The 16851-nt window shown below is 34.4% G+C and carries 17 protein-coding genes; 13 read left to right on the plus strand and 4 right to left on the minus strand.

What is annotated here, in order from left to right; genetic code table 11:
• Window positions 1-5: 5 nt before the first annotated feature.
• Both IEV63_RS12345 and IEV63_RS12350 read right to left on the minus strand, forming a co-directional pair.
• Window positions 6-746: a lysophospholipid acyltransferase family protein gene (locus IEV63_RS12345; RefSeq protein WP_188407124.1), complete on the minus strand. Its 741-nt coding sequence runs from the start codon at window positions 744-746 to the stop codon at window positions 6-8.
• Between the two features lie 99 nt (window positions 747-845).
• Window positions 846-1259 (minus strand): BrxA/BrxB family bacilliredoxin, encoded by a 414-nt coding sequence (locus IEV63_RS12350; RefSeq protein WP_188407125.1) that lies wholly within the window; start codon window positions 1257-1259, stop codon window positions 846-848.
• Window positions 1260-1576: 317 nt separating this feature from the next.
• Here IEV63_RS12350 and IEV63_RS12355 point away from each other — a divergent pair, with 317 nt between their 5' ends.
• Together IEV63_RS12355 and IEV63_RS12360 are read left to right on the plus strand one after the other, a co-directional pair.
• Window positions 1577-2227, plus strand: a complete 651-nt coding sequence (locus tag IEV63_RS12355) for a 2OG-Fe(II) oxygenase (protein WP_188407126.1) — start codon at window positions 1577-1579, stop codon at window positions 2225-2227.
• 77 nt (window positions 2228-2304) lie between these two features.
• Window positions 2305-3042 (plus strand): tellurite resistance TerB family protein, encoded by a 738-nt coding sequence (locus tag IEV63_RS12360; RefSeq protein ID WP_188407127.1) that lies wholly within the window; start codon window positions 2305-2307, stop codon window positions 3040-3042.
• 39 nt (window positions 3043-3081) lie between these two features.
• On the opposite strand, the gene IEV63_RS12365 is transcribed toward IEV63_RS12360, so the two are convergent.
• Window positions 3082-4107, minus strand: a complete 1026-nt coding sequence (locus IEV63_RS12365; protein ID WP_188407128.1) for a pirin family protein — start codon at window positions 4105-4107, stop codon at window positions 3082-3084.
• A 2-nt stretch (window positions 4108-4109) separates the two neighbouring features.
• A complete protein-coding gene (locus IEV63_RS12370; RefSeq protein WP_188407129.1) occupies window positions 4110-4919 on the minus strand; it encodes a DUF6252 domain-containing protein in 810 nt (269 codons plus the stop codon).
• 141 nt (window positions 4920-5060) lie between these two features.
• Between IEV63_RS12370 and IEV63_RS12375 the strand changes: the two genes are divergently transcribed.
• The 11 genes from IEV63_RS12375 to IEV63_RS12425 all read left to right on the plus strand — a co-directional run bounded on the left by IEV63_RS12375 (window position 5061) and on the right by IEV63_RS12425 (window position 16807).
• On the plus strand, window positions 5061-5624 hold the full coding sequence (locus tag IEV63_RS12375) for a 30S ribosomal protein S16 (protein ID WP_188407130.1): 564 nt from the start codon (window positions 5061-5063) through the stop codon (window positions 5622-5624).
• A 12-nt stretch (window positions 5625-5636) separates the two neighbouring features.
• Window positions 5637-6167 carry a ribosome maturation factor RimM gene (gene rimM, locus IEV63_RS12380; protein WP_188407131.1) on the plus strand — a complete coding sequence of 177 codons (531 nt, stop codon included), beginning with the start codon at window positions 5637-5639 and terminating at the stop codon, window positions 6165-6167.
• 368 nt (window positions 6168-6535) lie between these two features.
• Entirely contained in the window at window positions 6536-7369 is an 834-nt protein-coding gene (locus tag IEV63_RS12385) for a prephenate dehydratase (RefSeq protein ID WP_229737255.1), read from the plus strand.
• Entirely contained in the window at window positions 7366-8532 is a 1167-nt protein-coding gene (locus IEV63_RS12390; RefSeq protein ID WP_188407132.1) for a pyridoxal phosphate-dependent aminotransferase, read from the plus strand. The genes IEV63_RS12385 and IEV63_RS12390 overlap by 4 nt, the downstream gene beginning before the upstream one ends.
• Window positions 8529-9374 carry a prephenate dehydrogenase gene (locus tag IEV63_RS12395; protein ID WP_188407133.1) on the plus strand — a complete coding sequence of 282 codons (846 nt, stop codon included), beginning with the start codon at window positions 8529-8531 and terminating at the stop codon, window positions 9372-9374. Before IEV63_RS12390 ends, IEV63_RS12395 begins: the two co-directional genes overlap by 4 nt.
• An 8-nt stretch (window positions 9375-9382) precedes the next feature.
• The gene (locus IEV63_RS12400) at window positions 9383-10465 is read left to right on the plus strand and encodes a bifunctional 3-deoxy-7-phosphoheptulonate synthase/chorismate mutase type II (protein WP_188407134.1); all 1083 of its coding nucleotides are present in this window, start codon (window positions 9383-9385) and stop codon (window positions 10463-10465) included.
• 215 nt (window positions 10466-10680) lie between these two features.
• A complete protein-coding gene (locus tag IEV63_RS12405) occupies window positions 10681-12183 on the plus strand; it encodes an NADP-dependent isocitrate dehydrogenase (RefSeq protein WP_188407135.1) in 1503 nt (500 codons plus the stop codon).
• 186 nt (window positions 12184-12369) lie between these two features.
• Window positions 12370-13044 carry an SCO family protein gene (locus tag IEV63_RS12410; RefSeq protein ID WP_188407136.1) on the plus strand — a complete coding sequence of 225 codons (675 nt, stop codon included), beginning with the start codon at window positions 12370-12372 and terminating at the stop codon, window positions 13042-13044.
• 187 nt (window positions 13045-13231) lie between these two features.
• Window positions 13232-14389, plus strand: a complete 1158-nt coding sequence (locus tag IEV63_RS12415) for a serine hydrolase domain-containing protein (protein ID WP_188407137.1) — start codon at window positions 13232-13234, stop codon at window positions 14387-14389.
• A 12-nt stretch (window positions 14390-14401) separates the two neighbouring features.
• Window positions 14402-15115, plus strand: coding sequence for a 3'-5' exonuclease (locus tag IEV63_RS12420; protein WP_188407138.1), 714 nt, complete (start codon window positions 14402-14404; stop codon window positions 15113-15115).
• Window positions 15116-15127: 12 nt separating this feature from the next.
• A complete protein-coding gene (locus tag IEV63_RS12425) occupies window positions 15128-16807 on the plus strand; it encodes an ABC transporter ATP-binding protein (RefSeq protein ID WP_188407139.1) in 1680 nt (559 codons plus the stop codon).
• Window positions 16808-16851 lie beyond the last annotated feature (44 nt).

Here is a 16851-nt window from a genome sequence, read left to right on the forward strand (position 1 = left end):
TCAATTTATATTATAAGGTCGTTAGTGACGCTTTGTTCTACTTTTTGTATTAATTCTTTTGGATCGAAGTTTTTTACAGGAATGGGTTGTTGCACAGTAATTTTTAAATGTACACCCAAATCTAAAGGAAACATTCCGAAACGCTGCAATTTCCACGAGTTATTTATACTTACAGGCACCACAACTGCATCCGGGCAATATTTAAATAACATTAATAAGCCATTTGTAGAAAACTTTTTAGGCACACCTGTTTTGCTTCGTGTACCTTCTGGAAATATGACTGCAGCATGCTTGGTTTGGTTTAAATAGTCAGTAAATTTTTTTATTTCGGTTAAGGCTTGTCTAGAGTCTTTTCTGTCGATTAATATAGAGCCTCCATGACGTAGATTGTACGATATACTAGGTATTCCCTTGCCTAATTCTTTTTTGCTGATAAATTTTGGATGTAATTCTCGTAAAAACCAAATTAAAGGGGGAATGTCGTTCATAGATTGGTGGTTGCTTACAATAATATGGGGTTTACCTTTCTGAAATTGGTCGGCAAACTTGTTTTCGAATGTAATTTTTGTACCTAATATATGTAAGGTTTTTAATAAAAACCAATTAAAAACATCGACACTTTTTTTATGAGCTCTATAGCCGAAAAGGTTAAAACACAACCATTGAATAGGATGAAATACGATTAGCCAGAGTCCAAAAAACAAGTAGTATACGGCGCTTAAAATGTAATTGAATAATTGTTTCATGTGTGAAAATGAAAAAAATAAATGCTAAATTATATATGCGTGCATAATAAAAAAGCTGCCTGTTTAAAGGCAGCTTTTAAATTTATAAATGGTATTGAATTAAGCGCAATGCTCATCGTAAGCTTGCTTTAAGTTGTCAGCAATCATTTCGGCGGGTCTACCTTCTATATGGTGGCGCTCTAACATGTGTACTAATTCTCCGTCTTTAAACAAAGCCATAGAAGGAGAGCTTGGTGGAAAAGGCATCATTTGTGCACGAGCCACATCGGTTGCTTCTCGGTCTACGCCTGCAAATACAGTAAATAAATGTTCTGGTTTTTTTGCATTAGCTAAAGACATTTTTGCGCCTGGTCTTGCATTAGCTGCAGCACAACCACAAACTGAATTTACTAAGACTAAAGCAGTTCCTTTTTGTTGTAATGCATTTTCTACATCTTGTGCAGATAATAATTCTTTGAAACCAACGGTAGTTAGTTCTTCTTTCATCGGTTTTACTAGCTCTGGTGGATACATATATTTTCTACTTTTATTTAAACTTAATTTAGATTGCAAATATACATAAAAAGCAAGAGTTGTTTAATTTTTAATCTTAATGCTTTGATAAGAATTTTTTATGTTGAATAGGCTTTTGCTTACAACTAATATCATTTTAAATTTTAAATCTTCTACTAAATTGAGCTTTGCTTAGCCTATGTTTTTATTTACCTTCCTTTATATGCTTATTTAAAAAGGAAAATAACTTTGTGTGTTTTTCCTTCCAATATTTTATAAATCTTAAAAATGAATTTGTTTTTAAGCTATTTTTGTAAGCTTGATTTTAGAAAAAGAAAATGCACAACAACCAAACTTTACAAACTACCGGAGTTGAATTAAATTTAACTTACGAAAAAATTATTGAAGATATTGGTCGACAACATTGGTCTATTATAGACCATTTTTTACCCCAACAGCTTGTAACTAATTTACGGGCTAATTTGCAAGTAAAACATAAAGAAGATAATTTAAAGAAAGCCGCTATCGGCAACCGAACTAACGAATATATTGTAAAAAATATACGAGGCGATTTTATTCAATGGATGGATGAAAAAAAAGCAGGGCCTATCGAAAATCTATTTTTTAAAGAAGTTCAGCTTTTAATACAATACCTTAACCGAACTTGTTTTATGGGAATTTTACATAAGGAATTTCATTATGCACTTTATCCCCAAGGTACATTTTATAAGCGTCATTTAGATACGTTTCAAAACGATGACCGCCGAGTGCTTTCTATGGTTTTTTACTTAAATGAAGCCAATTGGGACATAACTAATGGGGGCGATTTAGTTATTTATCAACCCATTAAAGATGGAGAAAACCCAATACATATTCACCCATTACCTGGTAGATTAGTAATATTTGAAAGCCAAGTTCTAGAACACGAAGTGCTACCTGTATTAGCAGGAGAACGATACAGTATTACGGGTTGGCTTAAAACTAGGTAAAAGAATTTTGTGAAATCTAACTGAAATAAAGGCTTAACTTTTTGGCTTAACCTATATTTGCAACAACTTTTAAGTTTATGTTTAAATTAGTTGGAATTGTAGCAGGGTTTTTAGTATTCAAAGGTTTTTTTGGTGCTTTTATAGGTTTTTTTATTGGTAGTGCAATAGACCGTTTATTGGGTACAAAAGTGCAATTTCAAACAAGTAGTTTTGGCGATCGTAGCAGAAATGTAAGCCCTGGCGATTTTGAACTTAATTTACTCTCCTTAGCTTCAATAGTTATTAAAGCAGATGGAAAAACCACCCAACAAGAACTCGATTTTGTACGCCAATATTTTGTGCAAGCTTACGGAAAGGAACGGGCTAATGCTACTTTTAGAACTTTTAACCAAGTAGTTAAAAAGCGAGAAGTTTCTGCAGAACGAATTTGCGATTTTATTCGTCCAAGATTAAGTTACGAAGTGCGTCTTCAAGTCTTGCATTTCCTTTTTAATATAGGTCAGGCAGACGGTCGTGTGTCTGATGCTGAATTAAATGTTATCATGCGTATTGCCAGAAATTTACGCATTAACAAATACGATTTTGAAAGCATTAAAGCAATGTTCTTTAAATCGGCAGATAATGCTTATAAAATTCTAGAAATCGATAAGTCCGCTTCTAACGACGAAGTAAAAAAAGCTTATCGGAAAATGGCCAAAAAGTATCATCCCGATAAATTACAACATATGGATGAAGCTTACCAAAAAGGCGCGCAAGAAAAGTTTACTAAAGTACAAGAAGCTTACGAGCAAATACAAAAAGAACGCGGTATATAATAACAGTTTTTTAAGCATTTACTAGCTTAAAATTCAACATTAATTTTTTTTGGTAGGATGCTCAATTTTACCATTGGCATATTGAGCAAAACGCCCTGTGTTTTTATCGTGTACATTTTCGTACACATCATGCGGCCATCCACCAAATTGAGAATGTTGATAGGTGTTAATTACCTCCATCATTTCTGTTCTAGAGTTTGCCACAAAAGGGCCTTGTTGTACAACAGGCTCGTTAATCGGCATTCCTTCTAAAAGTAGAAATTCAGCTTTAGTGGTTGCATTTTTTAACAACAGCTCTTCGGTAGGATTTAAAACAAGCGAATGCTTTTCTTGTATGGTAAATCCATCTGCTTCAATTTGACTACCACTATAAAAAAACAACATTTTATTAGTGTTTGCTTTCGATGCAGGAAGCACCCATTCTGCATGAGCATCCATCGTTATTCGCCATATTTGCACATGGTTTTCTTCCTTTGCTGCAAACGAATCTGGTGTGGGAGCAATTGCTTTTTGGTTACATAGTTTACCTGCAATTAGTTTTACACTAATGCCATTACCATTTGCATCGTTTATTTTTTCAACAGGAATATCTTCATTCCAAAACATTTTAAAATGTGGATTCACTTTTTTTGAACGAGCCGGTAAGTTTAACCACAACTGAAATAAAACCAAGGGATTTTTTTGGTCTTGGTGTACTAGCGGAAACATTTCGGAATGTAAAATGCCTTTACCAGCCGTCATCCATTGTACATCGCCATTTCCAAATCTCCCTTTTGCACCTAAAGAATCAGAATGATCTGCAAAACCTTCTTCAACTAAAGTTATGGTTTCAAAACCAGCATGTGGATGTCCAGGAAATCCAGGCACTTTTTGGCCGTGATACATTCTAAAACCATCTTTTTTGGTAAAATCATTACCTGGAATTCTTCCGCTTAGATACGATGGGTCTGGGCCTAGATTTTCATTTCCTTTAGGAAAATCGTCTTGATGATATGCACAAAATAGAAACGGGTCTAAAGTTTCCCAGTGAAAACCCAGTTCGCGTATTTTTAATATTTTAGGCATGTTTAAAAGTAAATAATAAATTCACCATTGGTTATACTACTTCCTTCATCGGTAGTAAAGTTAAATGTACCCGCTACACTATTTAATGTTTCATTAAATGAAATAACATCTATGTTTCCGTCTGTAGCAAACTCGATTCCTTCGGGTGTTTGGTAGGAAGCTTCAAAACCTTCATCTTGTCCAAAAACATATTCACCAACTTCCGTAGGATTAGGTATTGAAATAGCAATAGAAGTTTGTGAAGCAGTTGTGCCACTAAACAAAATTGAATTTCCTTGCTGCATTCCAATTACAATAAGAATGTTAAGGTTGCTTCCATTTACAGTAGCTTCTAGCACATTTTCTACGTCTGGATTTTCGTCATTAATAGGTATGTCTGCATTGCTAAACGGGACACGCCAAATTGTACCTTTAGAAAAGTTTAGCCGTTCGCCAACACCGTTTCTTCTAGCTTCAAAATAAAAGTTACCTGTTACATAAGCATTGGTTATTTCTTCAATTTCAATCATTCCCCCAGAATTTGGTCCGGCTGTAATAAAAGTATTACCATCGCTTACAAAAGAAGCAGAATTACCAGAATTCGGTGAAATTTCATAAAGACCAACAGCGCTTGCATTGGTTTTTAATCTTACAGCATCTACATTAGAGCCTTGAATAATAAGTTCTCCAGCTTCGTTAATAAAAGCAGTTTCGGAGTTCGATCTAAACAAAGTTTCGTTTACTTCACCCTGTATAATAGAGCTAGGTTCAACAACATCTTCACAGGCAGAAAAAAGAATAACAAAGACAAATAAATACAGGATATTACGCATAATAAGTTTAAAATTTAAGAAACAAATGTAAAATAAAATATTCAATCTATTTAATGCAAGTCTTAAAATAATTAGCTTATCTTTGCGCGCAATTTTAATAGTATTAATAATCGGAGTCGCGAACTCCAAAATTTAATTTTTATGCCAGTAAAAATCAGATTACAAAGACACGGTAAAAAAGGAAAACCTTTTTACTGGGTAGTAGCCGCCGACGCGCGCGCTAAGAGAGATGGTAAATTCTTAGAAAAATTAGGAATTTACAATCCAACCACTAATCCTGCAACGGTTGAGCTAGATGTAGATGCATCTGTAAAATGGCTTCGTAATGGAGCACAACCAACCGATACTGCAAGAAGAATTCTTTCTTACAAAGGAGCAATGCTTAAAAAACACTTGCTAGCCGGAGTAGATAAAGGTGCACTTACCCAAGAGCAAGCTAACGAAAAAATGGAAGCTTGGTTAAAGGAAAAAGAAGACCAAGTTTTCGCTAAAAGCCAAGAAGTAACTCAAACTGCAGCCGAAGCTAAACAAAAAGCTTTAGACGCAGAAAAAGAGAAAAATGCTAAGCGTGAAGCTGATGCTAAAGCTGCTAAAGATGAAGCTGATGCTGAAGCAAAAGCTGCTGCAGAAGCAGAAGCTAAAACGGAAGAAGCTACAGAAGAAACAGCAACCGAAGAAGCTAGCGATGACAAAAAGGAAGCTTAATATTGTTTAACGATGACCAAAGATGAATGCTTTTATCTCGGTAAAATCGTTAGCAAATATAGCTTTAAGGGAGAGTTACTGATTAAATTAGATACAGACGAACCCGAAACTTACCTTACAACGGAATCGATTTTGGTAGAATTAAACCAAAAATTGATTCCGTTTTTTATTGAAGAATCCAGCCTTCATAAATCTAGCTTGCTCCGCGTTCGAATCGAAGATATAGCTAACGAAGAAGATGCCGACGAGCTTGTTGGCTTATCAGTATTTCTTCCTATAAAAGAATTGCCTGAGTTGGCTGAAGACCAATTTTATTATCACGAAATTATTGGCTTTACCGCTTTCGATAAAAATTCAGGGAAAATAGGAAGCATATCTGGAGTAAACGACTCCACACCACAAGCCCTGTTCGAAATTAAACACCCAAGCGGTAAAGAAATTTTGATTCCTGTAAACGATTCGTTTATTGAAAAAATCGATAAGCTTAACCAAGAATTTTATTTTCAAACTCCCGAAGGATTAATTGAGATGTACTTAGATTAAGTCGTTTTTTGTATTTATAAGCTAAAAACAGTATTTCAAAAAATAGACTCTGCAATGTATAAATATCTTGTATTGTGCATCTTGTAACATCTTACATTTGTAATCAGTAAAAGTTTTTTATATATATTAAAATGAACTAATCAATGTTGTGGATGAAAGTCCTTAAATCGAAAGATTTTGTGGCTTTTTTTGTAGAAAACATTTTGCCATTAAAATCTTTGTTTTACTTTAGCAATATATTACAAACCAAATGCTAAACAAAGTTTATTTCTGGAACTATTTTTATTTTGCTTTTTCAAGCGAAACAGGGGAGTTCTAAATAAATGTGAACATAAATTTATAGAAGCCCCAAATATGGGGCTTTTTTTATGCCTATGAGTTTTTCAAAAATTGCTATACAAGGAATTGAAGGTTCTAATCATTATAAAGTGATTACGGATTATTTTAATGCACAAACGCAAATAAAAGCATGTTCAACTTTTAGAGAAGTTGTAGATGCTTTGGTTCATAACCAAGTAGATGCAGCTTTAATGGCCATAGAAAATTCTATTGCGGGAAGTATTTTGCCCAATTACCGATTACTCATCGATGCTAATTTGCAAATTACCCAAGAGTTTTATTTAAACATCTGTCATAATTTAGTCGCTTTACCTAACCAAAGTATAGAAGATATTACCCAAGTAAAATCTCACCAAATGGCACTACATCAGTGTGGCGAATTTTTTAATGCACACCCACATATTCGCTTAATTGAAGATGAAGATACTGCTCTACCCGCTAAAGTTATTGCAGAAAATAAACAAAAAAATGTGGCTGCTTTGGTGCCAACTGGCACAGCCGAATTGTTTGGCTTAACTGTTATTCAGCCCAATATACAAGATGTCGACTCCAACGAAACCCGTTTTGTATTATTAGAAAAGTCGGCTAAAACAGGAATAGAAAATGCCAACAAAGCCACTTTGCATTTTGAATTAAAGCATGAGCGTGGAAGTTTAGCAGTGCTCTTAGCTGTAATGCATCAATACCAAATGAATCTCACTAAAATACAAAGCATTCCCATTGCTCATAAAAAATGGACTTACGCTTTTATTGTTGATGTGCGATTTACAGATGCAGAGAATTTTAAAAAAATGAGCCAAGAGCTAACTTCTACTACAGAAGTATTTCAAGTACTTGGTCTATACAAAAGCGGAAGAATATGATTCGATTTTCAACGCGATTAGCGCAAACAGAAGAATACTACTTTAGCAAAAAGTTAAAAGAAGTAAAAGCTTTAAAAGAAGCAGGAAAACCAATTATAAACTTAGGGATTGGCAGCCCAGATTTAGCTCCGCCCAACTCGGTTTTTCAAGCTATTGAAGATGCTTTGCACGAAAAAAATGCTTTTCAATATCAGGCATATCGCGGTATTGACGAATTGCGAAATGCATTGGCTTTTTTTTATAAACAACACTACAATCTTAGCATTGATCCTGAAGAAGAAATTCTGCCGTTAATGGGTTCTAAGGAAGGAATTATGCTCACTTCTATGGCATTTTTAAATGAAGGCGACCAAGTTTTAATTCCCAATCCAGGTTATCCAACTTATGCTGCGGTAACTAAATTGTTAAATGCAGTACCCAAGTTTTATAATTTAGATGAAGAAAATAAATGGCATCCTAATTTAGAAATGCTTCAACAAATGGATCTATCTAAAGTAAAAATCATGTGGATTAACTATCCGAACATGCCAACAGGTGCAGATGCCGACCGACAAAAAATTCAAAAAATTATCAACTTTGCCATTCAACATGAAATTTTGTTGGTAAACGACAATCCTTACAGCATGATTTTAACCGAAAATCCATTTTCTGTTTTTCAGCTACCTAATGCCAATCAAGTTGCTCTAGAGTTAAACTCCATGAGTAAAAGCTTTAACTTAGCTGGTTTTAGAACAGGGTTTTTAGTCGGAAACGCTTCATTTGTAAATGCGGTAATTAAAGTGAAAAGCAATATGGATAGTGGGATGTTTTTACCCATTCAGCAAACCGCAGCAAAAGTACTTCAGTTAGAAAAAAATTGGTTTACTGAATTAAATGAAGTTTATAAAAAACGCCGGCAATGGATTTGGAAAATTGCAGACGAGCTCGATTTAAGTTACGATGAAAATACCACAGGCTTATTTGTTTGGGCACAATTAAAAAATAAAGAAAAAGCAGAAAAATTAGCTGATCGATTACTCTATGAAGCCGACTTATTTGTTACGCCAGGAAAAATATTTGGAAGCCAAGGAGAAACATATCTGCGATTTTCCTTATGTGTTGATATAGCAGACTTACAAGTTTGTTTAGAACGGGTTCAAAAATTCAAAAAAACGAACTTATGAAAGTAGCCAGCATAGGTTTAGGTTTAATCGGTGGTTCTTTTGCGTTGGCCTTGCAAGAACATGTTCTTGAAGTAGAAATTTGGGGAATAGACCACAATCAAGCACATATTGAAGCGGCTTTGGCTCGGAAAATTATTCACCATAAAGGAAGTATAGACGATTTAAAAAACTTCGATTTAATTGTTTTGAGTATTCCGGTTGATGCAGCAAGTGCATTGTTACCCGAAATTTTACATCAAGCAGAAAAAGAATGTTTAGTAATCGATATGGGTTCTACAAAAAATGATGTTTGCGAAGCGGTAAAAAATCATGTAAAACGCAATCAATTTTTAGCCTTGCATCCCATTGCAGGAACAGAATTTTCGGGACCAAAGGCCGCTTTTGCTAGTTTGTTTAACAACGCGATGATGATTGTTTGCGAAGCTGAAAAAACCGATGAAAATTTAAAGAAAAAGGCCTACCAAATTTTACAGAAACTCAAAATGCAGCTTCATTTTATGTCGCCCAAAGAACACGATAAACATTTAGCGTATGTTTCGCATTTATCGCATGTAAGTTCATTTATGTTAGGAAAAACAGTATTGGATTTAGAAAAAAATGAAGGTGAAATTTTCAATTTAGCAGGCAGTGGCTTCGAATCTACGGTGCGTTTAGCTAAATCGAATTCTAAAACTTGGATAGCCATATTTAAGCAAAATAAAGCTGAGGTACTAACTAGCCTAAAAGAGTATCAACAAAATTTAAAAGAATTTGAAAAACTTTTAGAAACCAACCAATTTTCTGAACTTGAAAATTTATTGAATTCAACAAGTAGAATTAAAGAGATATTAGCCAAAAAATAAAAGAAAGCATGGAAAATAGAAAAGAGATGAAAACCTGGTTAAATAACCTAGGCCTGAACCATCCATTGGTTATTGCTGGGCCTTGTAGCGCAGAAACAGAAGACCAAGTAGTAAAAATAGCGCATCAGTTAAAAGAAACAGATACCAGTATTTTACGTGCAGGTATTTGGAAGCCAAGAACTCGCCCAGGCAATTTTGAAGGAATTGGAGCCATTGGCTTAAAATGGTTACAACGCGCTAAAGAAGAAACCGGTTTAAAAATCGCCACCGAAGTAGCTAATAAAAACCATGTTGAGCTCGCATTAAAAGCAGATGTAGATGTGCTTTGGATCGGTGCCAGAAGTACGGTAAGTCCTTTTATTGTACAAGATATTGCCGATGCTTTACAAGGCACCGACAAAATTGTATTGGTAAAAAACCCAGTAAATCCAGATTTGCCTTTGTGGCTTGGTGCTGTAGAACGTTTGCATGATGCCAATATTAAAAATTTAGGCGTAATTCACCGTGGATTTTCTACTTACGAAAAGACTAAATACCGAAATAATCCCGAATGGCAAATTGCTATCGATTTACAAAATGAATTTCCAGATCTGCCTTTAATTTTAGATCCTTCGCATATTGCTGGAAGAAGAGATTTAATTTTTGATTTATGCCAAACAAGCTTAGATTTAAATTACAACGGAATTATGGTAGAAACGCATTTTGACCCCAATAATGCATGGAGCGATGCCAAGCAACAAATTACGCCAAGTAGTTTAGACCAAATAACGGTAGATTTAAAAATTAGAAAAGAAACCACTAAAGCAAGTGACTACCAGGAATGTTTACAGAACTTAAGAGTAAAAATAGATGTCTTAGATCAACAAATTCTCGATGCTTTAGGAAAACGAATGCGTATTGCAGACGAAATAGGCTTGTTAAAAAAGAAGAATAATGTAGCCATTTTACAATCTAAACGATGGAACAGCATCTTAGGCAAAATGATTCATTTAGGAAAAGAACAAAGCTTAAGCGAAGATTTTATTTTAAAATTTTTAAAAGCTATTCATGAAGAATCCATCAAACATCAGCATGAAATTATTAGCGATTAATTTCTGACTATTTATTAAATTACAATTGCTTCTATACAAAACAAGCCCTTACTTTTGGCTTGTTTTGTGTTTTTATATGAAAGCTTAAGCCCTATGTAAGGAAGAACAAACAAAACCTTTACATAAAAACTATTTATGTATTATATATAACATATAAATAAAAACTTATGAATTAATCTTTGCATATTTGCAAGCATAACTTAAAACCATTAATCATGAGTACATTAGAAGCAAATAAGCAAATTAAAAGCAACAAGCTTTATAAGCCAGTAAAAATTGCTGTGGCAAAAGGCGATGGTATCGGTCCGGAAATTATGAATGCTACCCTGCGAATTTTGAGTGCAGCAGGTGCGCATATTGAACCTGAATTTATTGAATTGGGTGAAAAGGTATATTTATCGGGAAATACTTCTGGCATTGATGATGCATCTTGGGAAGCTGTAAATAATAATAAAGTAATTTTTAAAGCTCCAATAACAACTCCACAAGGTAAAGGTTATAAAAGTTTAAATGTAACCTTGAGAAAATCTCTGGGTTTATTCGCAAACATTAGACCGGTACAAGCTCTTACTCCGTATGTGCCTAGTCATTTTCCAGCTATGGATGTAGTAGTGATTAGAGAAAACGAAGAAGATTTGTATGCAGGAATCGAGCATAGGCAAACACAAGATGTATACCAATGTTTAAAATTAATTACACGTCCAGGCTGCGAGCGCATTGTTCGCTATGCATTTGAATATGCAAAAGCTTATGGAAGAAAAAAGGTAACCTGTATGTTGAAAGACAATATTATGAAAATAACGGACGGATTATTTCATAAAGTGTTCGATGAGATTGCTGTAGAATACCCAGAAATACAAAATGAAACTCAAATTATAGACATAGGTTCGGCGCGCTTAGCAAATCAACCAGAAAACTACGATGTAATTGTTACAGCCAATTTATATGGAGATATTATATCTGATATTGCTGCAGAAATTGGTGGATCTGTAGGAATGTGCGGCTCTGCTAACATTGGTAAAAATGTAGCCATGTTTGAAGCCATCCACGGTTCTGCTCCAGATATTGCAGGCAAAAACATAGCAAATCCTTCCGGACTTATTAATGCTGCAGTTTCTATGTTGGCTCACATTGGGCAGCCAGAAATTGGCGACAAAGTTAAAAATGCATGGTTAGTAACCTTAGAACAAGGTTATCATACTGCCGATATTTATCGCGAGGGTGTTAGTAAAGAAAGATTGGGAACCAAAGAATTTGCAGACCATGTAATTACTAACTTAGATAAAACACCAACTCACTTATCTACAAGCGATTTGTCTAAGGGAAGCGGAACTATAAAAGTGCCAGATTACATAAGAAAAGAAGAGAAAAAAGAATTGGTTGGGGTAGATGTTTTTATAGATTGGAAAGGCAAAAACCCTAATAAAATTGGAAATGAACTTGCAGACATTAAAGCTTATAAGCTCGAATTGAAAATGATTACCAATCGTGGAGTAAAAGTTTTTCCTAATGGTTTAAAAGAAACCTACTGCACGGATCATTGGCGTTGTAGATTTGTAGGGGTAGATCATGAAAATTCTGCTTATGCTCCAATTGAATTTGATCATGTGCTTGCACTACTTTCAAAATTATCGGCTATAGATTTTGATATTATCAAAACAGAAAACCTGTATAATTTTAACAATCAGCGCGGATTTTCATTAGGACAAGGAGAATAATGTTTTCTTGAATCTGTATTTCATTTTAAAACGCCTTAGGTAGTAACTTAGGGCGTTTCTTTTTTGTCTGTTAAACCTTCGCTAATTAAATAAACCTTATATCTTAAAAAGAAGCTACACTTAAACTAGGTTTCTTAAATTTGCATTACTTATTCTTTACTAATTATATAGTTCAATTCGGCTGCTATGCTTAAATTCTTCTCTAAATATAAATCCTTTGCCATCTTTATGTTTATACTTTCGGCAATTATAATTAGCTTAATTTATAATGCGCTAAAAGTAGATCCAAAGCTACCTATTTATCAGCCAGATATGGTAAATAAAGAATTAGCAGACACCAGTGTTCAATATGTGAGAAAGTTTCATAAAATTGGCAACTTCAATCTAATTAATCAAAATGGTGATAGCATAACACCCAAAGATTTTGAAAATAAAATTTATGTAGCAGACTTCTTTTTTACTACCTGCATGAGTATTTGCATTCCTATGACCGAAAACATGCGGGTTATTCAAGATAAGTTTATTAAAGATGATGAAATTAAACTTTTATCGCACACCGTAACCCCCGAAATTGACGATGTAAAACAACTCCGTAAACATGCTGATAAAATGGGATTAGTCGATGGTAAATGGCACATGGTCACCGGCGATAAAAAACACATTTACGATTTAGCTAGAAAACATTATGTTGCTTCTAAAACCGATGGCGATGGTGGGCCTTATGATTTGGTTCACACCGAAAATTTTGTATTGGTCGACAAAGAAAAAAGAATTCGTGGTTTTTACGACGGAACCAAAGATGATGAAATTGAAAAACTAATAAAAGATATCGGTATTTTGAAGCTGGAATATCAAGAGTAAATTATGTTAGATAGCTCTGAAATAAAAACTCAGCGTTCTCTGCGACTCTTCGGTGAAAAAAATTCATTTACGAAAAACTAACCGCAAAAACATAAACAAGACACTACAAGCAATCCATTACAAACAATTTATAACTACATATTTTCAAAATCCATCTAAATATGTACATTTACTGAAAATCATTTGAATGAAAACCATTGCCAAAATTCTTAAATGGATAATTGGAATTCTAATTCTTATTGTTCTTGGACTCTATATAACAGGTTACGATTACATTTTTAAAGGAATTCGTGTAGTTTATATGACAGGTCACGACACCGCATTTATAGACGATTATACCTATTTCGATAATCGAAGTATCGAAAATAACCAAGCAACACCACTCAAAAAACACAAAGATTACAATACCGCATATATTCCGCAACAATTAGGTGAAGCCAACCATACGTATGGAACCATAGCCTTTCTGATTTTTAAAGACGGAAAATTATGGCACGAAAATTATGCGGATGGATACGGGCCAGACTCTTTTACCAATTCCTTTTCTATGGCCAAAAGCATTACCACTTTATTGTTAGGCAAAGCTATTGAAGACGGATTTATAGAAAGCTTAGACCAAAAAGTAATTGATTTTTTTCCAGAATTACAAGGCGAATATGCCGACCAAGTAACTGTTGGCGATTTGGCTTCAATGGCATCTGGACTAAATTGGAACGAAAATTATTATTCCCCTTTTTCAATTACTGCTCAGGCTTATTACGATGAAAATATACGCGATTTAATATTAGGCTTATCCGTTAATGAACAACCAGGCCAATCTTTTAATTATTTAAGCGGAAATACACAATTATTAGGAATGGTTATAGAAAAAGCCATAGGCAAAAACCTTTCGGTTTATTTAAGCGAAAATTTTTGGAAACCCATGGGTATGGAAAACCGCGCATTTTGGCAATTGGATAGTCAAGAAAGTGGAATGGAAAAAACCTATTGTTGTATTTCTTCTAATGCAAGAGATTTTGCAAGAATTGGTTTATTGATGATGAACAATGGGCAATGGAATGGAAAACAAATTTTAAATGAAGCATTTGTTCAACAATGCATTCAACCGCGATTCGACGATTATCCTAATTACGGTTACGGTTTTTGGCTAGAAGAAATTGGTGGCAGAAACTTTTTTGTAATGCAAGGTATTTTAGGTCAATATGTAATTGGCGATCCCGAGAAAAATATTTTAATTGTACGTTTAGGTCATGAACGCGAAGAAAAAGGCAATAATGCAGTTTTTCCATCCGACTTTTATGAGTATTTAAATGGAGCCTACGAAATGATGCGAGATGCCAAATAAAAACTAAGAATTATGTTACATAAAATTCACTTAGAAAACATCCTGTTTTTAGATATTGAAACTGTTCCTGAAGAACAAAAATTCAATCAACTTTCTGCTAACAAACAAAAGTTATTTGCAGATAAAACATCCTATCAACGCAAAGATGAATTTACACCCGAAGAATTTTATGAACGCGCAGGAATTTGGGCAGAATTTGGAAAAATTGTTTGTATTTCAGTAGGATTTTTTAACCCTAAAGGAAGTGAGCGTAACTTTAGATTGAAAAGCTTTTATGGTGAAGAAAATGAAATTTTAATCGAATTTAAACACCTATTAGAAGATTATTTCTTTAAACCACAGCATTTGCTTTGCGCACATAATGGTAAGGAATTCGATTTTCCTTACATTGCTAGACGCATGTTAATTCATGGAATTGCACTGCCCGAAAAACTCAATCTTTTTGGAAAAAAACCTTGGGAAGTTCCACATCTCGATACCCTAGAATTATGGAAGTTTGGCGATTATAAACACTATACATCTTTAAAATTACTTACCGAAATTTTACAAATTCCATCGCCTAAAGACGATATCGATGGTAGCCAAGTAGCAGCTGTGTTTTATGAAGAAAACAACATTGACCGCATTATTGTGTATTGTGAAAAAGATGTAATTGCCATTGCACAAGTTTTTTTAAGATTAAGACAAGAAGAATTGCTAGAAGACCACGAAATAACAACTACATAACCCAAGCTGAGCATGACCGAAAAATCAGCATTACTTAAAGTTGAAAATTTATCGATAAGTTTTCCGAATGATGCCGAATTAACTCAGGTTGTACATGGAATTTCATACGAAGTTTTTCCAAATGAAATTGTTGGCATTGTAGGCGAATCAGGTTCGGGTAAATCGGTTTCTAGTTTAGCTGCCATGGGTTTGCTTGGTAAAAATGCAAAAATTGAAGGAGAATTAACTTTCGAAAACAAAAATTTACTTGCACTATCGGATACTGAATGGCAGAAAATTCGTGGTAACAAAATCAGCATGATTTTTCAAGAACCCATGAGTTCCTTAAATCCTTCGATGAAGTGTGGACAACAAGTAATTGAGGTGCTTCAACAACATAAAAAGCAGTCTAAACAAGAAGCTAGATTTGAAGTGCTTCGCTTATTTGAAAAAGTAAAATTACCACGACCTGAATCTATATTTTCTGCTTATCCGCATCAAATTAGTGGTGGCCAAAAACAACGGGTAATGATAGCCATGGCCATTGCTTGTAAACCCAAACTGCTCATTGCAGACGAACCCACAACTGCTTTAGATGTAAGCGTTCAAAAAGAAATCTTGTTGTTGTTAAAAGAGCTTCAGCAAGAAACCCAAATGAGTGTGTTGTTTATATCGCATGATTTAGAAGTTATAGCCCAACTTTGTCAGCGTGTTTTGGTCATGCATCAAGGCAATTTAGTAGAGCAAAATACCACAGAAGCCATTTTTGAAACCCCCAAAGAACTTTATACAAAAGCTTTAATTGCTTCCCGTCCTTCAACCAAAAATCGCGTTTTTCCCTTGCCAACTGTTAGCGATTTTTTAAACAATAGTGTTTCTACTGAAGCAGAATTAATTTCAGAAAGACAAAAAAAACATGAGAAAATATATGCCAATCCACCTTTGCTTGAAGTAAAAGGATTGGTAAAAAAATTCATCGATCAAAAAAACTGGTGGAGTAAAAAAGTAGAATTCCAGGCGGTAAAACAAGTCGATTTACAAATTTTTGAAGGCGAAACTCTAGGTTTAGTAGGCGAATCGGGTTGTGGTAAATCTACCTTGGGAAATTTAATTTTACGCTTAGATCAACCCAATGCTGGGCAAATTTTTTATAAAGGTAAAGACATTACGCACTTAAAAGGCGAAGAATTGCGGAAGTTGAGAAGAGAAATTCAGTTGATTTTTCAAGATCCTTTTTCATCTTTAAACCCCCGAATTCCAGTTGGTGAAGCCATTATGGAACCCATGAAAGTGCATGCTTTATATAATTCTAACCAAGAGCGCAAAGAAAAAGCTTTACAACTCTTGAAGCGCGTAGGCTTAGAAGAAATACATTTTACTCGGTATCCGCATGAATTTAGTGGCGGTCAGCGCCAACGTATTGGCATTGCTCGCACCATTGCCGTTCAGCCTAAACTCATTGTCTGCGACGAGTCAGTTTCGGCTTTAGATATTTCGGTACAAGCACAAGTTTTGAATTTATTAAACGAATTAAAAGAAGACTTTGGCTTTACTTATCTTTTTATTTCTCACGATTTAGCCGTTGTAAAATACATGGCCGACCAATTATTGGTTATGAAAGAAGGCCAAATTGTAGAACGTGGAGAAGCCGATGAGGTGTATGCTTCGCCAAAGCACGCATACACTAAAATGTTGTTGGAAGCAAGGCTTTAAAATTTAAAACAGATTGCTTGTTGAATAATACAGTTTTTTACCCA

This window comes from Psychroflexus salis (assembly GCF_014640175.1).
Lineage (GTDB): Bacteria > Bacteroidota > Bacteroidia > Flavobacteriales > Flavobacteriaceae > Psychroflexus > Psychroflexus salis.

Bases quoted from the DNA above. Each gene is read 5' to 3' on its own strand.
- IEV63_RS12425 (WP_188407139.1), top strand. From the start codon at position 15,128: ATGACCGAAAAATCAGCATTACTTAAAGTTGAAAATTTATCGATAAGT.
- IEV63_RS12420 (WP_188407138.1), top strand. From the start codon at position 14,402: ATGTTACATAAAATTCACTTAGAAAACATCCTGTTTTTAGATATTGAA.
- IEV63_RS12385 (WP_229737255.1), top strand. From the start codon at position 6,536: ATGCCTATGAGTTTTTCAAAAATTGCTATACAAGGAATTGAAGGTTCT.
- IEV63_RS12410 (WP_188407136.1), top strand. From the start codon at position 12,370: ATGCTTAAATTCTTCTCTAAATATAAATCCTTTGCCATCTTTATGTTT.
- IEV63_RS12365 (WP_188407128.1), bottom strand. From the start codon at position 4,107: ATGCCTAAAATATTAAAAATACGCGAACTGGGTTTTCACTGGGAAACT.
- IEV63_RS12400 (WP_188407134.1), top strand. From the start codon at position 9,383: ATGGAAAATAGAAAAGAGATGAAAACCTGGTTAAATAACCTAGGCCTG.
- IEV63_RS12395 (WP_188407133.1), top strand. From the start codon at position 8,529: ATGAAAGTAGCCAGCATAGGTTTAGGTTTAATCGGTGGTTCTTTTGCG.
- IEV63_RS12350 (WP_188407125.1), bottom strand. From the start codon at position 1,259: ATGTATCCACCAGAGCTAGTAAAACCGATGAAAGAAGAACTAACTACC.
- IEV63_RS12355 (WP_188407126.1), top strand. From the start codon at position 1,577: ATGCACAACAACCAAACTTTACAAACTACCGGAGTTGAATTAAATTTA.
- rimM (WP_188407131.1), top strand. From the start codon at position 5,637: ATGACCAAAGATGAATGCTTTTATCTCGGTAAAATCGTTAGCAAATAT.
- IEV63_RS12390 (WP_188407132.1), top strand. From the start codon at position 7,366: ATGATTCGATTTTCAACGCGATTAGCGCAAACAGAAGAATACTACTTT.
- IEV63_RS12405 (WP_188407135.1), top strand. From the start codon at position 10,681: ATGAGTACATTAGAAGCAAATAAGCAAATTAAAAGCAACAAGCTTTAT.
- IEV63_RS12375 (WP_188407130.1), top strand. From the start codon at position 5,061: ATGCCAGTAAAAATCAGATTACAAAGACACGGTAAAAAAGGAAAACCT.
- IEV63_RS12345 (WP_188407124.1), bottom strand. From the start codon at position 746: ATGAAACAATTATTCAATTACATTTTAAGCGCCGTATACTACTTGTTT.
- IEV63_RS12360 (WP_188407127.1), top strand. From the start codon at position 2,305: ATGTTTAAATTAGTTGGAATTGTAGCAGGGTTTTTAGTATTCAAAGGT.
- IEV63_RS12415 (WP_188407137.1), top strand. From the start codon at position 13,232: ATGAAAACCATTGCCAAAATTCTTAAATGGATAATTGGAATTCTAATT.
- IEV63_RS12370 (WP_188407129.1), bottom strand. From the start codon at position 4,919: ATGCGTAATATCCTGTATTTATTTGTCTTTGTTATTCTTTTTTCTGCC.